Origin of the sequence: Halorussus litoreus (assembly GCF_003382685.1) — an archaeon.
GTDB lineage: Archaea > Halobacteriota > Halobacteria > Halobacteriales > Haladaptataceae > Halorussus > Halorussus litoreus.
Genome location: NZ_KZ859513.1, coordinates 46,384 through 66,165, shown reverse-complemented (window position 1 = coordinate 66,165; position 19,782 = coordinate 46,384). Strand labels below are relative to the sequence as shown.

The 19,782-nt window shown below is 67.8% G+C and carries 19 protein-coding genes; 9 read left to right on the top strand and 10 right to left on the bottom strand.

Annotated elements, in window-relative coordinates:
• The first annotated feature begins 57 nt into the window (after window positions 1-57).
• Together DPQ64_RS06640 and DPQ64_RS06635 are read left to right on the top strand one after the other, a co-directional pair.
• Window positions 58-405 carry a DUF7344 domain-containing protein gene (locus DPQ64_RS06640; protein WP_115863574.1) on the top strand — a complete coding sequence of 116 codons (348 nt, stop codon included), beginning with the start codon at window positions 58-60 and terminating at the stop codon, window positions 403-405.
• Between the two features lie 131 nt (window positions 406-536).
• Window positions 537-1,085 carry an acyltransferase gene (locus DPQ64_RS06635; RefSeq protein ID WP_115863573.1) on the top strand — a complete coding sequence of 183 codons (549 nt, stop codon included), beginning with the start codon at window positions 537-539 and terminating at the stop codon, window positions 1,083-1,085.
• A 55-nt stretch (window positions 1,086-1,140) separates the two neighbouring features.
• Here the strand turns inward: DPQ64_RS06635 and DPQ64_RS06630 are convergent, their stop codons facing one another.
• Complete coding sequence (locus DPQ64_RS06630) at window positions 1,141-1,797, bottom strand: helix-turn-helix domain-containing protein (protein ID WP_115863572.1); 657 nt, start codon at window positions 1,795-1,797, stop codon at window positions 1,141-1,143.
• An 82-nt stretch (window positions 1,798-1,879) separates the two neighbouring features.
• On the opposite strand from DPQ64_RS06630, the gene DPQ64_RS06625 reads away from it, so the two are divergent.
• Window positions 1,880-3,343 (top strand): cytochrome P450, encoded by a 1,464-nt coding sequence (locus DPQ64_RS06625; RefSeq protein ID WP_115863571.1) that lies wholly within the window; start codon window positions 1,880-1,882, stop codon window positions 3,341-3,343.
• Window positions 3,344-3,406: 63 nt separating this feature from the next.
• Here DPQ64_RS06625 and DPQ64_RS06620 read toward each other — a convergent pair whose 3' ends face one another.
• The 9 genes from DPQ64_RS06620 to DPQ64_RS06580 form a co-directional block, all read right to left on the bottom strand.
• The gene (locus DPQ64_RS06620) at window positions 3,407-3,709 is read right to left on the bottom strand and encodes an acc operon protein (RefSeq protein ID WP_115863570.1); all 303 of its coding nucleotides are present in this window, start codon (window positions 3,707-3,709) and stop codon (window positions 3,407-3,409) included.
• 5 nt (window positions 3,710-3,714) lie between these two features.
• Entirely contained in the window at window positions 3,715-5,259 is a 1,545-nt protein-coding gene (locus tag DPQ64_RS06615) for an acyl-CoA carboxylase subunit beta (protein WP_115863569.1), read from the bottom strand.
• Between the two features lie 152 nt (window positions 5,260-5,411).
• Window positions 5,412-6,755, bottom strand: a complete 1,344-nt coding sequence (locus DPQ64_RS06610) for a sodium-dependent transporter (protein ID WP_115863568.1) — start codon at window positions 6,753-6,755, stop codon at window positions 5,412-5,414.
• Window positions 6,756-6,923: 168 nt separating this feature from the next.
• Window positions 6,924-8,264, bottom strand: a complete 1,341-nt coding sequence (locus DPQ64_RS06605) for a sodium-dependent transporter (protein WP_115863567.1) — start codon at window positions 8,262-8,264, stop codon at window positions 6,924-6,926.
• Window positions 8,265-8,383: 119 nt separating this feature from the next.
• Entirely contained in the window at window positions 8,384-9,142 is a 759-nt protein-coding gene (locus DPQ64_RS06600; protein ID WP_115863566.1) for an SDR family NAD(P)-dependent oxidoreductase, read from the bottom strand.
• Between the two features lie 593 nt (window positions 9,143-9,735).
• Entirely contained in the window at window positions 9,736-10,566 is an 831-nt protein-coding gene (locus DPQ64_RS06595; RefSeq protein ID WP_115863565.1) for a sugar phosphate isomerase/epimerase family protein, read from the bottom strand.
• A complete protein-coding gene (locus DPQ64_RS06590; RefSeq protein ID WP_115863564.1) occupies window positions 10,563-12,260 on the bottom strand; it encodes an HAD-IIA family hydrolase in 1,698 nt (565 codons plus the stop codon). The genes DPQ64_RS06595 and DPQ64_RS06590 overlap by 4 nt, the downstream gene beginning before the upstream one ends.
• Window positions 12,261-12,322: 62 nt before the next feature.
• Window positions 12,323-13,240: a glycerophosphodiester phosphodiesterase gene (locus DPQ64_RS06585; protein WP_115863563.1), complete on the bottom strand. Its 918-nt coding sequence runs from the start codon at window positions 13,238-13,240 to the stop codon at window positions 12,323-12,325.
• 173 nt (window positions 13,241-13,413) lie between these two features.
• On the bottom strand, window positions 13,414-14,781 hold the full coding sequence (locus DPQ64_RS06580; protein WP_115863562.1) for a CDP-glycerol glycerophosphotransferase family protein: 1,368 nt from the start codon (window positions 14,779-14,781) through the stop codon (window positions 13,414-13,416).
• A gap of 582 nt (window positions 14,782-15,363) precedes the next feature.
• Here DPQ64_RS06580 and DPQ64_RS06575 point away from each other — a divergent pair.
• From DPQ64_RS06575 to sucD, 6 genes are all read left to right on the top strand, one after another.
• The gene (locus tag DPQ64_RS06575; RefSeq protein WP_115863561.1) at window positions 15,364-16,563 is read left to right on the top strand and encodes a redox-regulated ATPase YchF; all 1,200 of its coding nucleotides are present in this window, start codon (window positions 15,364-15,366) and stop codon (window positions 16,561-16,563) included.
• A gap of 53 nt (window positions 16,564-16,616) precedes the next feature.
• A complete protein-coding gene (locus DPQ64_RS06570; RefSeq protein ID WP_115863560.1) occupies window positions 16,617-16,820 on the top strand; it encodes a hypothetical protein in 204 nt (67 codons plus the stop codon).
• A gap of 103 nt (window positions 16,821-16,923) precedes the next feature.
• Window positions 16,924-17,124, top strand: a complete 201-nt coding sequence (locus DPQ64_RS06565) for a hypothetical protein (protein ID WP_115863559.1) — start codon at window positions 16,924-16,926, stop codon at window positions 17,122-17,124.
• 42 nt (window positions 17,125-17,166) lie between these two features.
• A complete protein-coding gene (locus DPQ64_RS06560; protein WP_115863558.1) occupies window positions 17,167-17,331 on the top strand; it encodes a Sec-independent protein translocase subunit TatA/TatB in 165 nt (54 codons plus the stop codon).
• Between the two features lie 280 nt (window positions 17,332-17,611).
• On the top strand, window positions 17,612-18,760 hold the full coding sequence (sucC, locus tag DPQ64_RS06555; protein ID WP_115863557.1) for an ADP-forming succinate--CoA ligase subunit beta: 1,149 nt from the start codon (window positions 17,612-17,614) through the stop codon (window positions 18,758-18,760).
• Window positions 18,757-19,626 carry a succinate--CoA ligase subunit alpha gene (gene sucD / locus DPQ64_RS06550; protein WP_115863556.1) on the top strand — a complete coding sequence of 290 codons (870 nt, stop codon included), beginning with the start codon at window positions 18,757-18,759 and terminating at the stop codon, window positions 19,624-19,626. Before sucC ends, sucD begins: the two co-directional genes overlap by 4 nt.
• Window positions 19,627-19,782: the final 156 nt, after the last annotated feature.

Below are 19,782 nucleotides of genomic sequence, written 5' to 3'. Positions count from 1 at the left end.
GGCCTTCGCCCCGCCAAGCGACGAATAACAAACCCCCAACTGGTCGTTGGCGCGGACATGCCCGAGTCCGACGACGCCGCCGTCGAGTCGCTGTCGACCGACAGAGCGTTTCACCTGCTCGGCAACGCCACGCGCCGGCGGGCCCTGTCGGCGCTCCGAGAGTCCGACGGCGCGATGGCGCTGGACGACCTCGCCGCGGAGATCGCCGCGCGCGACGCCGACGCGACACTTGCGGCAGTGTCCCAGGACCGCCGCGACCGCGCTGCGGCGTCGCTCCACCACTGCCATCTGCCGAAACTCGCCGACGCGAACGTGGTCGAGTACGACCCGGTGGCCAACGAGGTCGAACTGCTGGGACGAGTCGAGGCGCTGGGGCCGTACTTCGACGTGATAGAGGGACCGTAGCGGCGATTCGATCCGATAGAAGTCCGTAGTCGGCCGTCTGCGAACTCCCCCGGCTCTCGCGAGAACTGTCGTCTCGAGCAGTTCCGAGCCGACCAGCTACTTTCAAGGTCGAACCCTCCGAACGTGCCACCGTGACCGACGAGCCAGCGGACGAGACGGGCGGGACCGACGACGCCGTCGCGCGACGCCACGACCGCATCGCGCACCACGCTACGCCGGGGCCGGGCAACTCGCTCCGGTCGTGGCCCAGCGCCAAGCATCCGCTCCGGGTCGCGCTCAACTACGTGGTCATCGTGCTGGCGCGCGTCTCGCCCAGCCTCGCGCTCAAGAATCTCCTCCTGCGCTCGATCGGCGTGACCGTCGGCGAAGGCGTCTCGTGGGGACTGGAGTCGACCCCTGACGTGTTCTGGCCGGAGCTCGTCACGGTCGAGGACCACGCGATAATCGGCTACGACGCCACCATCCTCTGCCACGAGTTCCTGCAGGACGAGTATCGGACAGGCGAGGTGGTCGTCGGCGAGGAGGCGATGATCGGCGCGGGCGCGATACTCCTGCCGGGCGTCGAGGTCGGCGCTGGCGCGAGCGTGGCCGCCAACTCGCTGGTGACTCAGGACGTGCCGCCGGGCGCGACGGTGGCCGGCGTTCCTGCCGAGCCGATGGGCAGCGGGGAGTCAGAATAAGTTGCTCGTCGTGCGCTACGGTAGTCACGAGTGCGGACAGTCCGATTCGCCGTCATCACCGGACCAGCGCCGCGTCCACGAGCGCGCGCTCGGCCTTCCGGAGGAGCGCGGACGCCGTGCTCTCGGTGCAGTCGAGTTCGGCCGCGACCGCGGCCAGTTCCGTCTCGCGGGGCACCTCGTAGTAGCCCAGCTCGCGGGCGACCTCGACGGCCTCGAACTGACGGGCCGTGAGCCGACCGGCCAGCGAGCCCGCGAGGTGGCGGTGCTCGCCCACGCGGTCGACCGCTACCTCGATGTCCTCGGGGAAGTCCGCGACGACCTGTCGAAGTTCCTCGGGGTCGCCCAGCACCGTCAGCGCGATTTCGCCGTCGGGCCCGAACACGACCGGCGGGACGACCACGATCTCCCGGCCGTCGAGCGCGGTCAGCCACGCGCGGTCGCCGGGCCGGACGTCCATCTCGACGTGGACGTAGCAGGTGTCGTCGTCGACCCGCGTGAGGTCGAACGACCGGACCGCATCGACAGCTCCGAGAACCGACCGGATGGCCTCTGGATCGCCGACCACCAGCGAGAGAAAGTAGACGACGCCATCGTCGTGGGCGTGCCAGGACAGCAACTCCTCGCGCACGAAGTCGTCGCCGGGCGCGTCCGCTTCGGGCACCGACAGTCGCAGCTCCGGCGGCAGTCGGATGGTCACGTCGAGCGATTTCACGTCCACGATTACCGGCCCCCGATATAAAAAGGCCAACTGCTTCGCGGCAACCGGGAGGCGGCTTGCGGCCCGAGAGGTAGATATGACCCGACGGAGCCACCCGGAACGCGAGGATGGTCGAAAGGAGTCGGCGGACGCGAGGTCGGCGGACGCGAAGTCGGCGGACGTAGCGCCGGCCACTGCACGGTCTCCCAAGCCGCCCGGCCCATCAGGCTTCCCGGTCGTCGACTCGACCGTGGCGGCCTCGCGCGACCCGCTGGGCTTCACCGACGAACTGGCGTCCTACGGCGACCTCGTCTCGTACGGCGCGTTCGGAGAGGAGTTCGTCGCGGTGTTCGACCCACGTATCGTCGAGACGGTGCTGGTCTCGGAGAACGATGCCTTCGTGAAGGGCGACTTCGAGCAGGCGTTCGGCGACCTCCTCGCGCCGCAGGGGGTCGCCTTCACGGAGGGCGAGCGATGGCGTCGCCAGCGCACCGCGCTCCAGTCGGCGTTCACCCCCGACCGCATCGAGAGCTACGCCGCCGAGATGGTCGCCGCCACGGCCGCGAGGGCCGACGACTGGGCCGACGGCGAGGCGGTCGAACTCGGCGACGCCTTCGCGGGGCTGACGCTCCACATTCTGACGCGAGCGCTGTTCGACCTCGATCTCGACGCCCAGCGCGGCGCGGTCGTCCGCGATGCGACCGAGGCCATCGGCGCGATCATGGACCGATTCGGCCTGCTATCGTTCCTGCCGGAGTGGGCTCCGAGTCGGACCGAGCGTCGCTACGAGGCGGCGATGGCGGGCCTCGACGACCTCGTGGACGACCTGATGGCCGAGCGCCGGGACGAAGCCGCCGAGGTGGACCCCGACCGCGACGACCTGCTCTCGCTACTCGTCGCCGCCGCAGAGGCCGAGGGAACGGGAATCGGAAACGAGGAGACGGGGATGAACGCCGAGGTGGTCCGCGACCAACTCGTGACCTTCCTGTTCGCGGGCCACGAGACCACCTCGACCGCGCTCACCTACGCCTGCTGGCTGCTCGCCGGACACCCCGACGTTCGCCGGCGGCTCGACGCGGAAATCGACAGGGTGCTGGGCGGTCGGGACCCTTCGTTCGCTGACGTGTCCCAACTCGACTACACCGAGCAAGTCACAAAGGAGGCGCTTCGGCTCTACCCGCCGGTGTACGCGCTGTATCGCCAGCCGAAGGACGAAGTCCTCGTCGACGACTACCGGATTCCGCCGGACACCACCCTCCAGATCGCCACGTACGAGATCCAGCGCGACGAGTGCTGGTGGGTGGCCCCCGACGAGTTCCGGCCGGAGCGGTGGCAAGAGGAGAACGCCTCCGACCGCCCCGAGTACGCCTACTTCCCGTTCGGCGGCGGCCCGCGCCACTGCCTCGGGATGCGGTTCGCGATGACCGAGTTACAGCTCGTACTTGCGACGCTGGCCCGTCGCGTCGAGTTCGAGCGCGTCACCGACGACCTCGACCTCTCGATGGGGCTGACGCTCGACCCCGGCGCGGTCGAGGTGCGAGTGCGAAAGAAGATGCGTTAGCGGCGGCGAACCGCAGCAGAATCAGTCGATCCGCCGCGTTCAGAACCGGTGGGTCTGCCGCGTTCAGAACCGATCCGTCCGCCCCGAGGCCGCCCACGCGTCGGTGGGCGCGCCGGTCGGGACGCGACCGGCGCGCCCCTGCAAGCCCCGCAGGCGACCGGCGAACGACCAGCGTTCGCCCTGCCACGTCTCCTCGGCGTCGTCGCCCTCTGCCGCGGCCGCCGCAGCCGCGGCCTGCGAGCGGAGGTGCGCGCCCACGGCCGCCGCGATGGCTGCGGCCTCCTCGTCGGTCGCGTCGTCGGGAATCCGGAGGTCCGCGTCGGATTCCTCGCTTTCCTCGCTCTCGTCGGCGTGTTGGCCCGCCATGCGTCTCAGAGCGGGATATTGCCGTGCTTCTTGTCGGGCTGTTCGTCGCGCTTGCTCGCCAGCATCTCCAGATCGTCGATGAGTCGCGGTCGGGTGTCCTGCGGTTCGAGCACGTCGTCGACGAACCCGCGGTCCGCGGCGGTGTACGGGTTGGCGAACTCCTCGCGGTACTCCTCGATGAGCTCCTCGCGGCGGGCCTCGGTGTCCTCGGCGGCGTCGAGTTCGTCGTCGTAGAGGATGTTGACCGCGCCCTGCGGGCCCATCACCGCGATCTCGGCGGTCGGCCACGCGTAGTTCACGTCCGCGCCGATGTGCTTGGAGGCCATCACGTCGTACGCCCCGCCGTACGCCTTCCGGGTGATGACCGTCATCAGCGGGACGGTGGCCTCGGAGTACGCATAGAGTAGCTTCGCGCCGTGGCGGATGATGCCGCCGTGCTCCTGGTCCGTCCCGGGCATGAACCCCGGCACGTCGACGAACGTCAGGATGGGAATATTGAACGAGTCGCAGAAGCGGACGAACCGCGCACCCTTCTGAGAGGACTCGATGTCGAGCGTGCCCGCGTTCACTCGGGGCTGGTTGGCGACCAAGCCGACCGAGCGGCCGTCGAGGCGGGCGAACCCGACCACGATGTTCTTCGCGAAGCCCGGCTGGACCTCGAAGAACGAATCCTCGTCGACCACGCCGTCGATGACGCGGGTCATGTCGTAGGGTTTCTGGGGTTCGTCGGGCACGATATTCGTCAGTTCCTCGTCGCGGCGCTCGGGGTCGTCCCACGGCTCGACTCTGGGCGGGTCCTCGACGTTGTTCTGCGGGACGTACGAGAGGAGCCGTCGGATGTCGTCGAGCGCCTGCTTCTCGTTTTCTTCCGCGAAGTGGGCCACGCCGGAAGTCGACTCGTGGGTCTTCGCGCCGCCCAACTCCTCGAAGCTCACCTGCTCGCCCGTCACCGTCTCGATCACGTCCGGGCCGGTGATGAACATGTGGCTGGTGTCCTGGACCATGAACACGAAGTCCGTGATGGCCGGCGAGTAGACCGCACCGCCGGCACAGGGGCCCATGATGGCCGAAACCTGCGGGATGACGCCGCTGGCTTCCGTATTGCGGCGGAAGATCTCGGCGTAGCCCGCGAGCGACGCGACGCCCTCCTGGATTCGGGCTCCCGCGGAGTCGTTCAGCCCGATGACTGGCGCGCCGACCTCCATCGCCTTGTCCATCACCTTGCAGACCTTCTCGGCGAACACCTCGCCGAGCGACCCGCCGAAGACGGTGAAGTCGTGGGCGAACACGAACGTCTTCCGGCCGTTGACCTCGCCGTAGCCCGTGACCACGCCGTCGCCCTTGACCTGCGTTTCCTCCATCCCGAAGTTGTGGCTCCGGTGGGTCCTGAGCTGGTCGAACTCGTTGAACGTCCCGTCGTCGAGGAAGTAGTCGATGCGCTCGCGCGCCGTCATCTTGCCCTTCTCGTGCTGGGCCTCGATGCGCTCTTCGCCGCCGCCTTTCAGCGCCTCTTCGCGCAATTTTCGGAGTTCCTCGATCTTGTCGTCCATCGTCATCGTCGGTGATCCCTCCGATAGCTACTCATTGGGCGAGTTGAGGACCACGCGCCGGAAAAACGTTGCTAAAAGGGGTCCCGGCGGGGCTGGGGCCCTCGATAGCGGGGACAGAAGGCGGTCGCCAAGTCACGTCGGTGCGACGCTTCTCAGCTCCAGAGGGTCACGCCCGCCAGCGCGAGCAGGTTGGCGAGCAGGGTCGCCAGCAGGAACAGCGGCAGGACGGTCCGGACCGACCAGAGCCACGCGGGGCCGACCGACCGGACGCGACGGCCTGCGCCGGTCGAGAACTCCGCGAGCGCGTCCGGGCCGAGCACCCAGCCCGCGAACAGCAGGAACCCCGTCAGCCCCGCGGTCAGCATCAGGTCGACGAGCGGGCCGGAAACGAAGGTGAACAGCCCCGGCGCGAGCGCGTTCGCGCTCCCGGTGAACAGCACCAGCCCGGCGAGCGCGCCGGTAGCGGTCCGGCGCTCGAACCCGTGCTCGTCGACCAGATACGCGACCGGAATCTCCAGCATACTGATCGAGGACGACAGCGCGGCGAGCGCGACCACGCCGAAGAACAGCACCGCGAGCACCCGGCCGAAGGGGACCTGCGAGAACGCGCCCGCGAGGCTGACGAACAGCGCGCCCGGTCCGCCGCCCTGCGCGGCGGGTCCAGTCAGCTCGCCGACGGTCGCGAACAGGAGCGGGAACACCACCAGCCCCGCGAGGACGCCGACGCCGGTGTTGAGCATCGCGATAGCGCTCCCGTCGAACGCGAGGTTGTGGTCGTCGCCGAGATACGAGGCGTAGGTGATCATCGTGCCGACGCCCAGCGAGAGGGTGAACAGCGCCTGTCCCGCCGCGGCTCCGACCACGTCGAGGACGTTCGCCCGGAGGTACGCCGCGTCGAATTCTAGGTAGAACGCCAGGCCCGCGCCCGCGCCCGGCCGCGTGACCGCCCAGCCCGCGAGCGCGAGCAGCAAGACCACGATGGCGGGCATCATCACGCGCGTCGCCGTCTCGATGCCGTCTCGGACGCCGCCGACCACGACCAGCGCAGTGAGCGCGAGGAACGCGACGTGGAACCCGACCGCCGGGAGGCCGAAGCCGATGGCCTCGAAGTACGGCCCCGCCGATCCGAAGTACGACCCGGTGAAGCTGGCGAGGAAGTATCTGAGGATCCACCCGCCGACGACGCTGTAGAACGACAGCAGGACGACGCCGGTCACCACGCCGAACAGGCCGACCGCGCCCCACGACTTCGACCCGTCGGACAGCCGGTAGAGCGCGCCCGCGGGGTTGCGCTGGGAGCGCCGCCCGATGACGAACTCCGCGAGCAGCCCGGGCACGCCGATCAGCAGGATGATGGCGAGGTAGACGACCAGAAACGCGCTCCCGCCGTTCTCGGCCGTCATCCACGGAAACCGCCACAGATTACCCAACCCGACCGCACTCCCGACCGCGGCGAGAATAAAGCCCAGCCGCGTCGCCCACGATTCGCGTGTCATTCCGAGACAGTCGCCAACCCGTCCCAAAGAGAGTTTCGAACCGAGGAACCGTCAACCGCCGAAGAACACGGTCGAACGTGGCTGAACGACCGTTATCGATTCGGTGGTCTCGACGCAATCGAACGATGAAAACGACCCAATCGATTCGACGAGAACGAGTGGCCGTCCTCAGAACGCCGGAATCGCCGGCATCTCGTAGAGCGTGTTCACGCCCAGCAGGAGCGTCGCCACCACGGCGAGCAGGACGAAGGTCCGGAGCGCCCAGAGCCACGCGGGACCCACCTGCGGGAGCCCGCCGGTCCCCTTCCGGAGTTCTTCGACCGCGACCGGGCCGAGCACCCAGCCGGCGAAGAAGACGCCGAGCAGGACCGACACCGGCAGGAGGAACTTGTACGCGACGGTGTCGAACCAGCCGAGCCACGCGGTGTCGCCGGCCGAGAGCGTGCCGAGCGCGAACAGCGCCGCACCGAAGCCGAACGCCGTGACCCTCCTGTCGACGCCGTACTTGTCCACCACGTAGGAGGTGACGACTTCGAGCAGGCTGATGGCCGACGACAGCGCGGCGACGAGCACCACGAGGAAGAACACCACGCCGGCCGCCCGGCCCGCCATCCCGAGGTCGGCGAACGCCGACGCGACCGCGACGAACAGCGCGCCGGGGCCGCCGCCGGCCGCCGTCTCCGAGATGCCGCCCTGCTGGGCGAACAGCAGCGGGAGCACGACGAACCCGGCGAGCAGGCCGACCAGCGTGTTCAGCACGACGATGGTCCCGCCGTCGGTCGGGAGGCTCTCGTCGCCGCCGATGTACGACGAGTAGGTGATCATCGCGCCCATCCCGAGCGACAGCGAGAAGAACGCCTGGCTCACCGCGAACGGGACCACGTCGCCGAGGTTGGCGAACAGGTACTCGAAGTCGGGGTTGAGGTAGTAGGCGTACGCGTCAGTCGCGCCGGGGAGGGTGGCGGCGTACACCGCGAGCGCGAGCAGGATGGCGACGATGCTGGGCACCATCAGCTTGGTCGCGCGCTCGATGCCGTCCTCGATACCGAACGCGACGATCCCCGCCGTCAGCAGCATGAAGACGCCGTGGAGCCCGACCGCTTCGAGGCCCATCGAGACGGTCTCGAAGTAGGTACCGGGGTCCCCGAAGTACGCGCCCGTGGCGCTCCCGAACACGTACCGGATGACCCACCCGCCGACCACGCTGTAGTACGACAGGATCCACATCCCGGTGAACAGGCCGAGCGCGCCCACGATGGTCCACGCCGGACGATTCAGCCGGCCGAACGCCTCGATGGCGTTGCGCTTGGCCCGGCGACCGATCACGAACTCGGCCAGAATCGCCGGGAGGCCGATGAGCACCGCGGCGAGGAGGTAGACGAACACGAACGCCGAACCCCCGTTCGTCGCCGTCTTGAACGGGAACTGCCAGATGTTTCCGAGGCCGACCGCGCTACCGACGGCGGCGAGGATGAACCCCACCCTCGTCGCCCACGTCTCTCGTGTCATGTGTGACGGTGACTATCGAATTTACACATAAAAAGGGGTCGGGTTCGAACGCCGCGGCGCGATTATTGCCAGGGTTTCGATCGGTTCCCCCCGCGGATGACGGCGAATATGGACGGTCGTCAGGCCTCGCCGTAGACGGGGACCGCCGCGCCGCTGGTGACCCTTGTGGCGTCCGAGCAGAGGACCAGTATCGTCTCGGCGATCTCGGCGGGCTTTACCCACGTGTCGTGGTCGGAGTCGGGCATCATCTCGCGGTTCGCTGGCGTGTCGATGACGCTCGGCATCACCGCGTTGGCCCGAACCTCGCCCGTTTCCTCCTCGGCGATGCTCTCGGTCAGCAGGCGCACGCCCGCCTTCGAAGCGCGGTAGGGACCGTCGCCTTCGCCGCCCTCCAGCGAGGAGCGGGCCGAGACCGAGACGATGGCTCCCTGCTCCCCAACGGCTTCATCTTCTTCGCTCCCGGGTTCCTCGCTCCCGGTTTCGCGGAGATGCGGGAGGGCGTGCTTGCTCGCGAGGAACGTGGTCTTGAGGTTCACGTCGAACAGGAAGTCGAACGTCTCGGCGTCGGTCTCCGCGATAGGCGTGCCGCCCCGCCACGTCCCCGCGACGTTCGCGAGGTAGTCGATAGTCCCGTGGTCCGTGACGATCTCCGAGACGACCCCCTCGACCGACTCCTCGTCGGTGAAGTCGCCCTCGTAGAAGTGGATGGCCTCGCGGTCGGTGTCGAGCTGGGCGTCCTCGTCGTCGGGCGCGCGCACGTCCGCCGCCGCCACGGTCGCGCCCGCGTCCGCGAACGCCTCACAGATTGCGCTCCCGAGCGCGCCGCTCGCGCCCGTGACCAGTGCGACCGAGTCGCCGAAGTCGAAGCTGACGCTCATGGGAGTGCGGACGAGCGCCGACGCGATAAAGGTCGGGCTTGACTGCGAGGAGGTTGATACGCGGGTCGAGAATCGAGTATCCACGGTTCCCGAACTCTCCAACGAACCATCCGGCGCGCGCTACGCACCTTCCTCCTCCTCGGCGCGCACTGTTCTCCCCACTCCATTTCGGCGCGCGCTGGCGCGACCTCCGTGTCGCGCCAAAACGCGCGAGGGACGAGCATCGCAGACCGGAGTGAAACGGAGGGTGAGAAGCGCAGGAGGCTGGGGAGGACTGAGGCCCGTGCTGTGCGGTTGGGGTGCTGTGCGGTTGGGGTGCTGTGCGGTTGGGGTGCTGTGCGGTTGGGGTGCTGTGCGGTTGGGGTGCTGTGCGGTTGGGGTGCGGTCACGCCGAGGTTCAAGCAACAGCTAGCTTCGACGGAATAGAAATTTGCCGAAGCTATCTACTGCCTCGACAGAGGTCACCGCAACCTCACACCTCCCCAGCATCCTGCGGTCCTCGGTCATTTCGCTCCCTGTGATCCTCGTCTCGCGCGCGCCGGGCAGAATGACGTGATAACAAGAAACGACGAATCAAGAGCGCGAATCGTCTCTCAGAGAACCCCGTCCAGTTTCCGCTTGCTGAGTTCCAGATAGTCCGAGTCGAAGGTGTACACTTCCGCCGAGACCGTGCCGGTCCACCCGTCCCGAAGCGGTGCGAGCGCCGTCTCGAAATCTAAGGTCCCCGACCCGGTCGGAACGTGCTCGTCGCGAGCCTCCCGGGAGTCGTTCACGTGGACGTGGCTCACCCGCTCTGCGTACTCGCGCAGAAAGTCAGCCATCTCCGCCTCGTCCATCCCATCGACGCGGGCGTGGCCGGTGTCGAACGTCATCGACGCCTCGGTGTTCTCGAACACCCGCTCGAACTGGTGGACGGTCAGGGGCACGCCCGGCAGGTTCTCGGCGCAGATCTCGACTCCGCGGTCGGCCCCGAAGCGGTGGAGTTCGCGGATCGACCCCAGCAGGGTGGACGAGATCTCGTCGAGTTCCCACTCGGGCGGCCGGGCGCTCGTCCCCGGGTGGAGCACGGCCTTCTCCGCGCCCATCTCCGCCGCGGTTTCGATGCACCCCCGGAGTTCGACCACCGAGCCCTCGCGGACCGGTGCGCGCGGCGAGCCGATCTCGAGGTCGACGAACGGGAGATGGACCAGCAGGTCGAGTCCCGCCTCCGCCACGGCCGACTCCACACCATTGATGTCCACCTTCGTGCGCTCGGACGCGCCGTCCATGTACAACTCCACGAAATCGAAGCCGAGTTCCTCGCCGTCGCGGATCGCTTCTTTCCACGACACCGCGCCGGTGTGGGTCTGTGTGACGTAGCCGGTCCGAACCTCGCCCGAGTCGTCGGGGAGTTCGCCCTGCTCGCTCGAACCGCCGTTGCTCATTTCGAGTCGCCCCCGCGAACGACGGACGCGGTCGTGCTCTCGCTAGGCGACCCGCTTTCGTTCGCCGTCGCGTTTTCGTTCGCCGTCGCGTTTTCGTTCGCCGTCGCGTTTTCCTTCGCCGACGCGCTTTCGGGTGCGACGAGGAACCGCGTGAGCGCGCCGACCGAGGGCGCGACCAGCGTCGGGGCGATCTCGCTGCGCTCGACCGCGGTCCGGGTGGCGTCGCCTGTCAGCACGCAGACCGACTCGCAGCCGACGTTCTCGGCGAGCGCCACGTCGGTCTCCAGTCGGTCGCCGACGACCGCCACGTCCTCGGGCGCGTAGCCCTCGGCGTCCAGCACGTGGTCGACCATCGCGGTGCTGGGCTTGCCGAACACCCGGTCTGGCGTCCGGTCGGTCGCGCGCTCGACCATCGCGGTGATGGAGCCACAGTCCGGGACGAACCCCGCCGCGGTGGGACACACCTCGTCGGGGTGGGCCTGCAGGAATGTCGCGCCGTCGCGAATCGCCAGGGTAGCCTTCCGGGCCTTATCGTAGGTGAGTTCCGTGTCGAAGCCGACGACGACGTTCTCCGGCGTTTCACCGCCGTTCTCCGCCGTGCCAGCGCCGACCGCGGGGTCGACTGCATTGACGCAGTCGACCCCGCGGTCGGCCAGCGCGCTCTGCATTCGGTCGGTGCCGAGCACGTACGTCTCGCCGGCGTCGGTCGACCGAAGGTAGTCCAGCACGCCGTCGGTCGACAGGAGCACGTCCTCCGGCGCGGCCGAGATGCCGAGGGAGGTGAGCCGGCCGGCGTAGTCGTCCTTCCACTTCGAGGAGTTGTTCGTCAGGAAGTAGACGTCCACGCCAGCGGCGCGGAGGTCCTCGACGACGCGGCCGGCACCCTCCACGAGTTCGTCGTCGAGGTAGATGGTGCCGTCGAGATCGAAGAAAATGGCTTCCTTCGACGCGAGGTCCGAGAGGGCGGCGAACTGGAGGTCGGCCTCCGCGAGGTCGCCCCGGTCGTCGATCTCGACCCAGCCGTAGCTGCCCACGTCGACCGGTTCGAGGTCGTGGTCGCGAGACCGGACTACGCGGTCGATGGCGAGTTCCGTCCACTCGCCATAGTCGCCCTCGCGTTCGATAGTCCGGGAAATTTCGGCGAACAGCTGTTCGGAGAACTCGGCCGAGAACCGGTACACGTCGTTCGAGATGGCGTGGGCCACGTCCGCGGGCACGTCCTTCGCGATGTGGCTCACGAATCCCGCGTCGTCGACGGTCACTTTCATCGCCTCGTCGGTGTAGGTGGCCGGGTCGCTAGCGACCGCGCTCGCGGCGTCGGCCGCCACGAGGTCGGCGAGCAGTCCGGCCTCGAAGACGGCGTCGCCGTTGCTGAGGACGAACGGCTCGCCCGCCACCGCCTCCCGGGCGCGGTACAGCGAGTACATGTTGTCGGTGTTGGCGTACACCTCACTCTCGATCACGGTCACGTCGAGCGCGGGATGCTGGTCGGCCACCTCGGCGCAAAGCGCCCGCACGTCGTCGGCGAGGTAGCCCGCGACGACCGTGACGTCGGTCACGCCCGCGTCGGCGTACGCGCGGAGCTGGCGCGTCAGGACGGGGAGTCGGCCCACCGTGAGGCAGCTCTTGGGTGTTTGAAGCGTGAGCGGTCGGAGGCGAGAACCGATGCCAGCCGCTAAGATAACGCCCTTCATGAGATAACACTGCACCGTAACGCAACGTAGGCATCAATAGTCCTATCGGCCCGAGGGGTGGGCTACTTGGACGACGGAGCGGTCGTCTCCGATTCTTGGGCCGCGGCGTCGTCGAACCGAACGACGCCCGGATAGTCCGCGATGAGGCCGTCCACGCCCGCGCACCGCAGTCGGTCGGCCTGATACCAACTCTCGACCGTCCACGCGTTGACGGCCCGGCCCTCCTCGTGGGCCGCCGCGACGACGTCGATCTCCTCGAAGGGGCCCAGCGAGTCGTACTCGGCGTTGAACAGTTCGGCGTCCGAGATGGCGTTCCACGGCGGGTGGACCGCCTCGCAGTCGTAGCGCCGGGCCACCTCCATCCCGTCGGCGATGGAGTCGGCGAACGCGACCGCGAGGGGGATCGAGGAGTCGAGTTCGCGCACCGCCGCGAGCGCGCCTTCCGCGAACGAGGAGACGAGCACGTCGTGGTCGTACTCGCCGAGGGTCCCGAGAACGTCGCTCGCGAAGTCGCGCCACAGGTTCTGCTGCTCGGCGCGCTCGTCCGGCGGGAGGTTCTCGCCCGGCCGCGCCGCCCGCGAGCCGGGGTTCTTGAACTCGACGTTGAGGCCGACCTCGGGCGGGACCGCGTCGAGCACCTCCCGCAAGCGGGGCACGCGCTGGCCGGTTCCGAGCACCTCGAACTCCGCAAGTCGGTCGTAGGGGACCTCCCACACCGGCCGGTTGGCGAGCGCCACGGGCGCGTCGGTCACGCGGCCGAGTTCCACGTCGTGGAACGCGACGATCTCGCCGTCGGCGGTCGGGACCACGTCGATCTCGACCATCTCCGGCGGGCCGCCACCGACCGACTCGGCGGCCGCCCGCTCGACGGCCGCGACGGTGTTCTCGGGGTAGACGCCGGCGAAGCCTCTGTGGGCGATCAGCGTCAGGTCCCGTCGGTTCGCCACCTCCTCTCGCGTCGTCGTGGTCGTAGTGTCCATGGGGGATTCGGACGCGCCGGAGCGCGATCTCCGGTCTTCGTGAGGGCTTTGCACAACCTCGACTTGAACCTTGCTTTCCGGAGAGACATAGCGGTACGGAGCGGTTCGGAGGGCTTCGGAGGGCTTCGGACCGCTCCAGAGCCGCGAATCGGTGGGCTCGGCCGGGGAGGCCATCACTCGCTGGGTCGTCCCTCTCGACCGCGGAGCCGACTGCGGATCGCCTCGAAGACGGCGGCCGACCGCGGCGTTCGCGACGGTGGTACTGCCGACTGCGACGGTCGCGAGCGCGCGGGCGCTGGCATGCCAGCGCCCGCGCGCTCGCGAGACGTTTCGGAATTTCCTCCGAGAGATTCTTCGCGGTGGTCCCGCACGCCGGGGTCGCCATCGAGCAGTCGCTCGCGGACCTCTTGCCGCCGGTCGGCGTCGGCATCCGAGCGAGCGAGCGCGCGGTCCAGCCCGTCGAGCAGGTCGTCGAAGGTTTGGGCGACCGGGCCGGGCGTCACCGAGTCGTAGTCGAGGTAGAACCCGCGCATAGAGCGGTATTCGTCGAGGTCGTAGGGGTAGTACACTATTGGCCGGTCGAGCAGCAGGTAATCGACGTACACCGACGAGTAGTCCGTCACGAGCGCGTCGGCCTGCCGGAGCAAGGGGTACGGGTCGGTCGCGGCGGGAAGCTGGACGACTCGCGAGCAGTCCTCGGGGAGTTCGATGGACTCGTTCGGATGCGTCTTGACGACGAGCGTCGCATCGCGCTCGGCGAGGAAATCGTCCAGCGACGCGAAGTCGAGGCGGTCGGCGACCGACTCGTCGGTCCACCCGCGGTAGGTCGGCAGGTAGGCGACGAGTCGTCCGTCGCCCGCGAGGGCGCTGACGCGAGCGAGCGCGGGCGAGTCGGTCGCGACTTCCTCGCCGGGGATCGCGTCGAACAGCGCGTCGTTGCGGGGATAGCCTGCGAGGACCATCCGGTCGGGGGCGATCCGGAGTCCAGATGCGAAAATCTCGACCAGTTCCCGGTCCGGAACCGCGAGCAGATCCATCTCCTCGGCCATGTCGGCGTGCGCGAGTCTGACCGGCCACGGGAGGTCGGGGAACTCCGCGTCCCACGAGATGCGCTTGAGTGGCACCCCGTGCCAGAGCTGGACTGCGAACGCGCCGGCACAGCATGGCATCGCGAGGTCGCGGTGGCCCTGCGTGAACAGGACTACGCGCGCGCGAAGATTCAGCAGGAGTCCCCGAAGCGAGTAGCAGTGGTACGCCTCGTAGCCGGCCGACTGGAGGTCGGCCACCACGGCGCGGTCTTTGGAGAGCCAGACGGGGCGGACTTCCGGGCGCTCGGCAGCGACGTGGAGGTAGAGGTACTTCGCGTTGTCCGCGAACGCCTCCCCGCCGCGCGCGCCGAAGACCCACAGCGCGGGATCGCGGCCGAAGGGCGGGAAGAGGTCGCGGAGGCGTTCGAGGAGTAGGATGGCGCGGTAGAGCACCCACTGGGCGAGAAACGAGAGGTGGTCGGCCAAATCGAGGAATCGAGTTCTCAGACCCATTCGTTCGTCTCGGACTCTGCCGGCGGTTGGAGGATCATCCACGGAACGCACGACGGCCAGCGGTAAAAAGGCAGTCGGGGGTTCGGGGTCGGTGTGGAGGTGGATGGGGTCGCGGAGGTGGATTCGGAAGTGGTCGCGGAAGCGGTGCGGTCGCGGAGGCTGGTGCGGTTGCGGAGGCTAGTGCGGTTGCGGTTCTCATAGTCTCAAGCATGACTCGCTGTGCGGTTGCTGTTGCGGTCGAGGTAGCAATTCTCGGCTCTATTTGTCCCTCGACGAACCCGTACTGCCAATTCAGAACGACCGCTACGTGCGAAATCCGACGAGATAAGACGCTAGCTATCGCTTGAGCATAGGAGGGACCGCGCCGCACGCGCCGGATAGAAGGCAAAGCCAGCGCATGTTCGGTGGAGGGGTTCGCAGTGCGCGAGCAGGGGGAAACTCCCGATGGCTAAACGAGGGCCGGTCAGCAGACCGTCGCATCCGAGTTGCGCAAAATCCCCGCGTCACCGACTACCGCGTGAACCCCTACCGACCGTTATCGGCTTCGAGAGGCTTTTAGCCACCGACCTGCCAGTTCGGGCAATGAGTTACCGGATCGGACTCGTGGGCAAGCCCTCGGTGGGCAAGTCCACCTTCTTCAATGCCGCGACGATGAACGACGTGCCGGAAGGAGCCTACCCCTTCACGACCATCGACCCCGCGGTGGGCGAGGCGTACGTCCGGGTCGAGTGCGCCGCGCCGGAGTTCGGCGAGACCTGTACCCCGAGCGTCGGCTTCTGCGAGGACGGCACCCGGTTCGTCCCCGTCAAGCTGGTCGACGTGGCGGGGCTGATCCCCGGCGCGCACGAGGGCAACGGGCTGGGCAACCAGTTCCTCACCGACCTGAACGAGGCCGACGTGCTGGTCCACGTCGTCGACTTCTCGGGCAAGACCGACATCGAAGGCGAACCCACCGAGGACCACGACCCGCGCGAGGACATCGACTTTCTGGAGAACGAACTCGACATGTGGTACCTCGGAATTCTGGAGAAGGGCATCGAACGCTACGAGACCGGCTACGACGGCGAGGACGACGACATCGAGGTCGAACTCGCCGAGCAGATGAGCGCGTTCCGCATCGACAAGGACGAGATCAAGCGCGAGATCCTCTCGCTCGGCCTCGACCTCGACCCCGTGACGTGGGACGACGAGGACCGCGAGGAACTCGCTCGCGAGATACGGAAGGTGACCAAGCCGATGGTCGTCGCCGCGAACAAGATGGACACCCCCGAAGCGCAGGAAAATTACGAGGAGATCGCGAGCGACCCAGACTACGACCACCTCGGGTTCGTGCCGGTCAGTGCCCACGCCGAGAAGGCGCTCAAGCAGGCCGACGAGCAGGGCGCTGTCGACTACCGCCCCGGCGACTCGTCGTTCGACATCGTCGCCGAGGACGCCCTCTCGGCCGACCAGCGCGCCGGCCTCGACGACATCGAGTCGTTCGTTGCCGAGTACGAGGGGTCGGGCGTCCAGCGCGCGCTCGAAACCGCGCTGTTCGACGAGTTGGGCGTCGTGCCGGTGTTCCCCGGCGGCGCGAACGGGCTCGGCAACGAGCGCGGCGAGGTGCTCCCGGACTGCTTCCTCCTGCCGCCGGATTCGACGGCCGAGGACTTCGCCTACCACGTCCACTCCGACATCGGCGAGGGGTTCCTCCACGGCATCGACTGCCGGACCGAGCGACAGGTCGGTGCCGACCACTCGCTCGACGACCGGGACGTCATCGACGTGGTCACGACGAACTGAGAAGTATCGCCACGAACTGAAATTTAAGTGGCCGCCGGGACTCCAATCGCGACATGGACACCGACCCGCGCTGTCCCGACTGCGGCGTGACGATGGAACGTGGCGACCTCCAGACCGGCGACGGATTCGGGGTCAAACTCAAGACCGACGAGAAGGCGGGCGGCCTGCTCGGGTCGTTGGGAGCGAAGGAGACCAAGAAGGTGTCGCCCCACGCGTGTCCCGAGTGCGGGCTCGTCCGCCTGTACGTCGACGAGTGACCCGCGTCGACGAGTGATCCGGGGCGAGATTACCGGATGACCTCGACCGGAACATTCCGGTCCGACCGACATGTTTTTCGTGGCGGGGCGAGGAGTATTCCGTATGGCCGACGACGCTCGCTGTCCGGACTGCGACGTCCCGTTCGAGGCGGCCGACCTGTTCACCGGGAAGGGGGAACTGAAGGTCCGGACCGAAGCTGAGAGCGACGACGTACTCGCCGCGGTCGGGGTCACGAAGGCCCTCGAAGTCGAGCCCCGGCGGTGTCCGGAGTGCGGGCTGGTCAGGTTCTACGCCGAGGAGTGAATTGGCGTAACGTATACGTATTTCGTCGAGCTAGTTTCGCGTATGGGGCCGGTCGAGATCGCTATCGTCACGGTACTCGGACTGCTCCTGTTCGGTGGGAAACGACTGTCGAACGTCGGCGAAGCGCTCGGCGAGACCCTCGGCTACGTTCGAGGGAAGGCTCAGCAGAAGGTCGACGACGACGCCCGTCGTTCCGGGTCGGGGTGACGTGGTAGGTCTGGTCGTACCGGGTGACGCGCCGGTTCACGTTACCTCCACGACTTCGCGTGCGGGTGCGGCGCGCGCAGTCCTGCGCGCGCCGCACCCGCACACAACGCGGTGGTAGAATCGTCCGGTCCAGTCCGTAATTCGATCTTCGAAGGAGCCGTGTCTCTGTCAATTCTTCCCGCCGAATCCCTCTCGACTGGCCAGCCGTTCGCGGCGCATCGCACTCGCCCGTTTCGATACTACTAACTCTCGGACGACAGAAGTAACGCCTGAGCTACTGATGAAACTACACGAGTATCAGGCGAAGCAGGTCTTCGCCGACGCAGGGATTCCGACGCCGGCCTCCACGCTGGCGTCGTCCGTAGACGAGGCCGTCGAGGCGGCCGAAGAGATCGGCTACCCGGTCGCCGTGAAGGCACAGGTTCACGTCGGCGGGCGCGGAAAGGCCGGCGGCATCAAACTCGCGGACGACCGCGAGGAGGCCGAGCAGGCCGCCGAGGACATCCTCGGGATGGACCTCAAGGGGTACACGGTCGAGACGGTCCTCGTCGAGGAGGCCGTCGACTTCGTGAACGAGCTGTACGTCGGCGTGACGATGGACCGCGGCGAGGGCGAACCCGTCGCCATGGTCTCGACGAAGGGCGGCGTCGACATCGAGGCGGTCGCCGAGGAGGACCCCGAGGCCATCGCGCGCGAGCACGTCGACCCCGCGTTCGGGATGCACCCGTTCGAGGCCCGGAAGGCGGTCTACGACGCCGGCGTTCCCAGCGAGGTCGCGTCCGACGTGGCTTCCATCCTGACGACGCTGTTCCAGCTCTGGGACGACAGCGACGCCAGCGACATCGAGATCAACCCGGTGATGATCACCAGCGACGACGAGGTCGTCGCCGCCGACGCCGTGATGAACATCGACGACGACGCGCTGTTCCGCCAGCCCGAGCTCGCCGAGATGGAAGAAGAGGCCGCCGAGGACGAACTGGAGGCGAAGGCCAACGAGTACGGCTTCGACTACGTACGCCTCGACGGTAACGTCGGCATCATCGGCAACGGCGCGGGCCTCGTGATGACGACGCTCGACCTCGTGGACCACTACGGCGGCGCGCCCGCCAACTTCCTCGACATCGGCGGCGGCGCGAAGGCCGAGCGCGTGACCAACGCGCTGGACATGGTGTTCGCCGACGAGAACGTCGACTCCGTGGTGTTCAACATCTTCGGGGGCATCACCCGCGGCGACGAGGTCGCGCAGGGTATCAACGACGCCCTCGGCCAGTTCGACGAGATCCCCAAGCCCGTGGTCGTCCGACTCGCGGGGACGAACGCCGAGGAGGGCCGCGAGATCCTGAACGACGAACTCGTGACCGTCGAGGAGACGCTGGAGGACGCCGTGCAACGTGCGGTCGAGTACGCGGACGCGGAGGTGGAACAATGAGCGTGCTAGTCGACGACGACACCAGAGTCGTGGTACAGGGCATCACCGGCGGGGAGGGCAACTTCCACGCCGAGCAGATGATCGAGTACGGAACGAACGTCGTGGCCGGCGCAGTGCCCGGCAAGGGCGGTCAAGAGGTCCACGGCGTCCCGGTCTACGACACCGTCGAGCGCGCCGCACGCGAGGAGGACGCCGACGCTTCCGTCGTGTTCGTCCCGCCAGCGTTCGCCGCGGACGCGGTCTTCGAGGCGCTCGACGCGCCGCTCGACCTCGTGGTCGCCATCACCGAGGGCATCCCCACGCAGGACATGTCGAAGGTGTACAAGCGACTCGGCGAGGTCGACACCCGCCTCATCGGTCCGAACTGCCCGGGCATCATCACGCCGGGCGAGGCGAAGCTCGGCATCCTGCCGGGCAACATCTTCGAGTCGGGTGACGTGGGGCTGGTCTCGCGGTCGGGCACGCTGACCTACCAGGTCGTGGACAACCTCACCTCGCGGGGCATCGGCCAGACTACCGCCATCGGTATCGGCGGCGACCCCATCATCGGCACGGACTTCGTCGACGCACTGGAACTGTTCGAGAACGACCCCGACACGAAGGCGGTCGTGATGTGCGGCGAAATCGGCGGCGAGGACGAGGAAGAGGCCGCCCGCTACATTGCCGAGAACATGGACACCCCGGTCGCGGGCTTCATCGCGGGCCGGACCGCACCGCCGGGCAAGCGCATGGGCCACGCCGGCGCGATTGTGTCGGGCAGCGGGACCGGGACTGCGGAAAGCAAGATCCAGGCGCTGAACGACGCCGGCGTGCCGGTCGGCGACACGCCGAACGAGGTCGCGGACCACATCGAAGACTTCCTGTAGAAATTCGTCTTCACTCGTTTTCGTTCGATTTTCACTTTTTCTTGGAGGTTCTACGATTCCAGCGACGCTCTCGATTACCGACGATTCTCGATAATCCACTTTTATCCGGCGCGCGGGAGCGACCGAGCGTAGCGAGAGCGCAACTCGCGCGAGGGA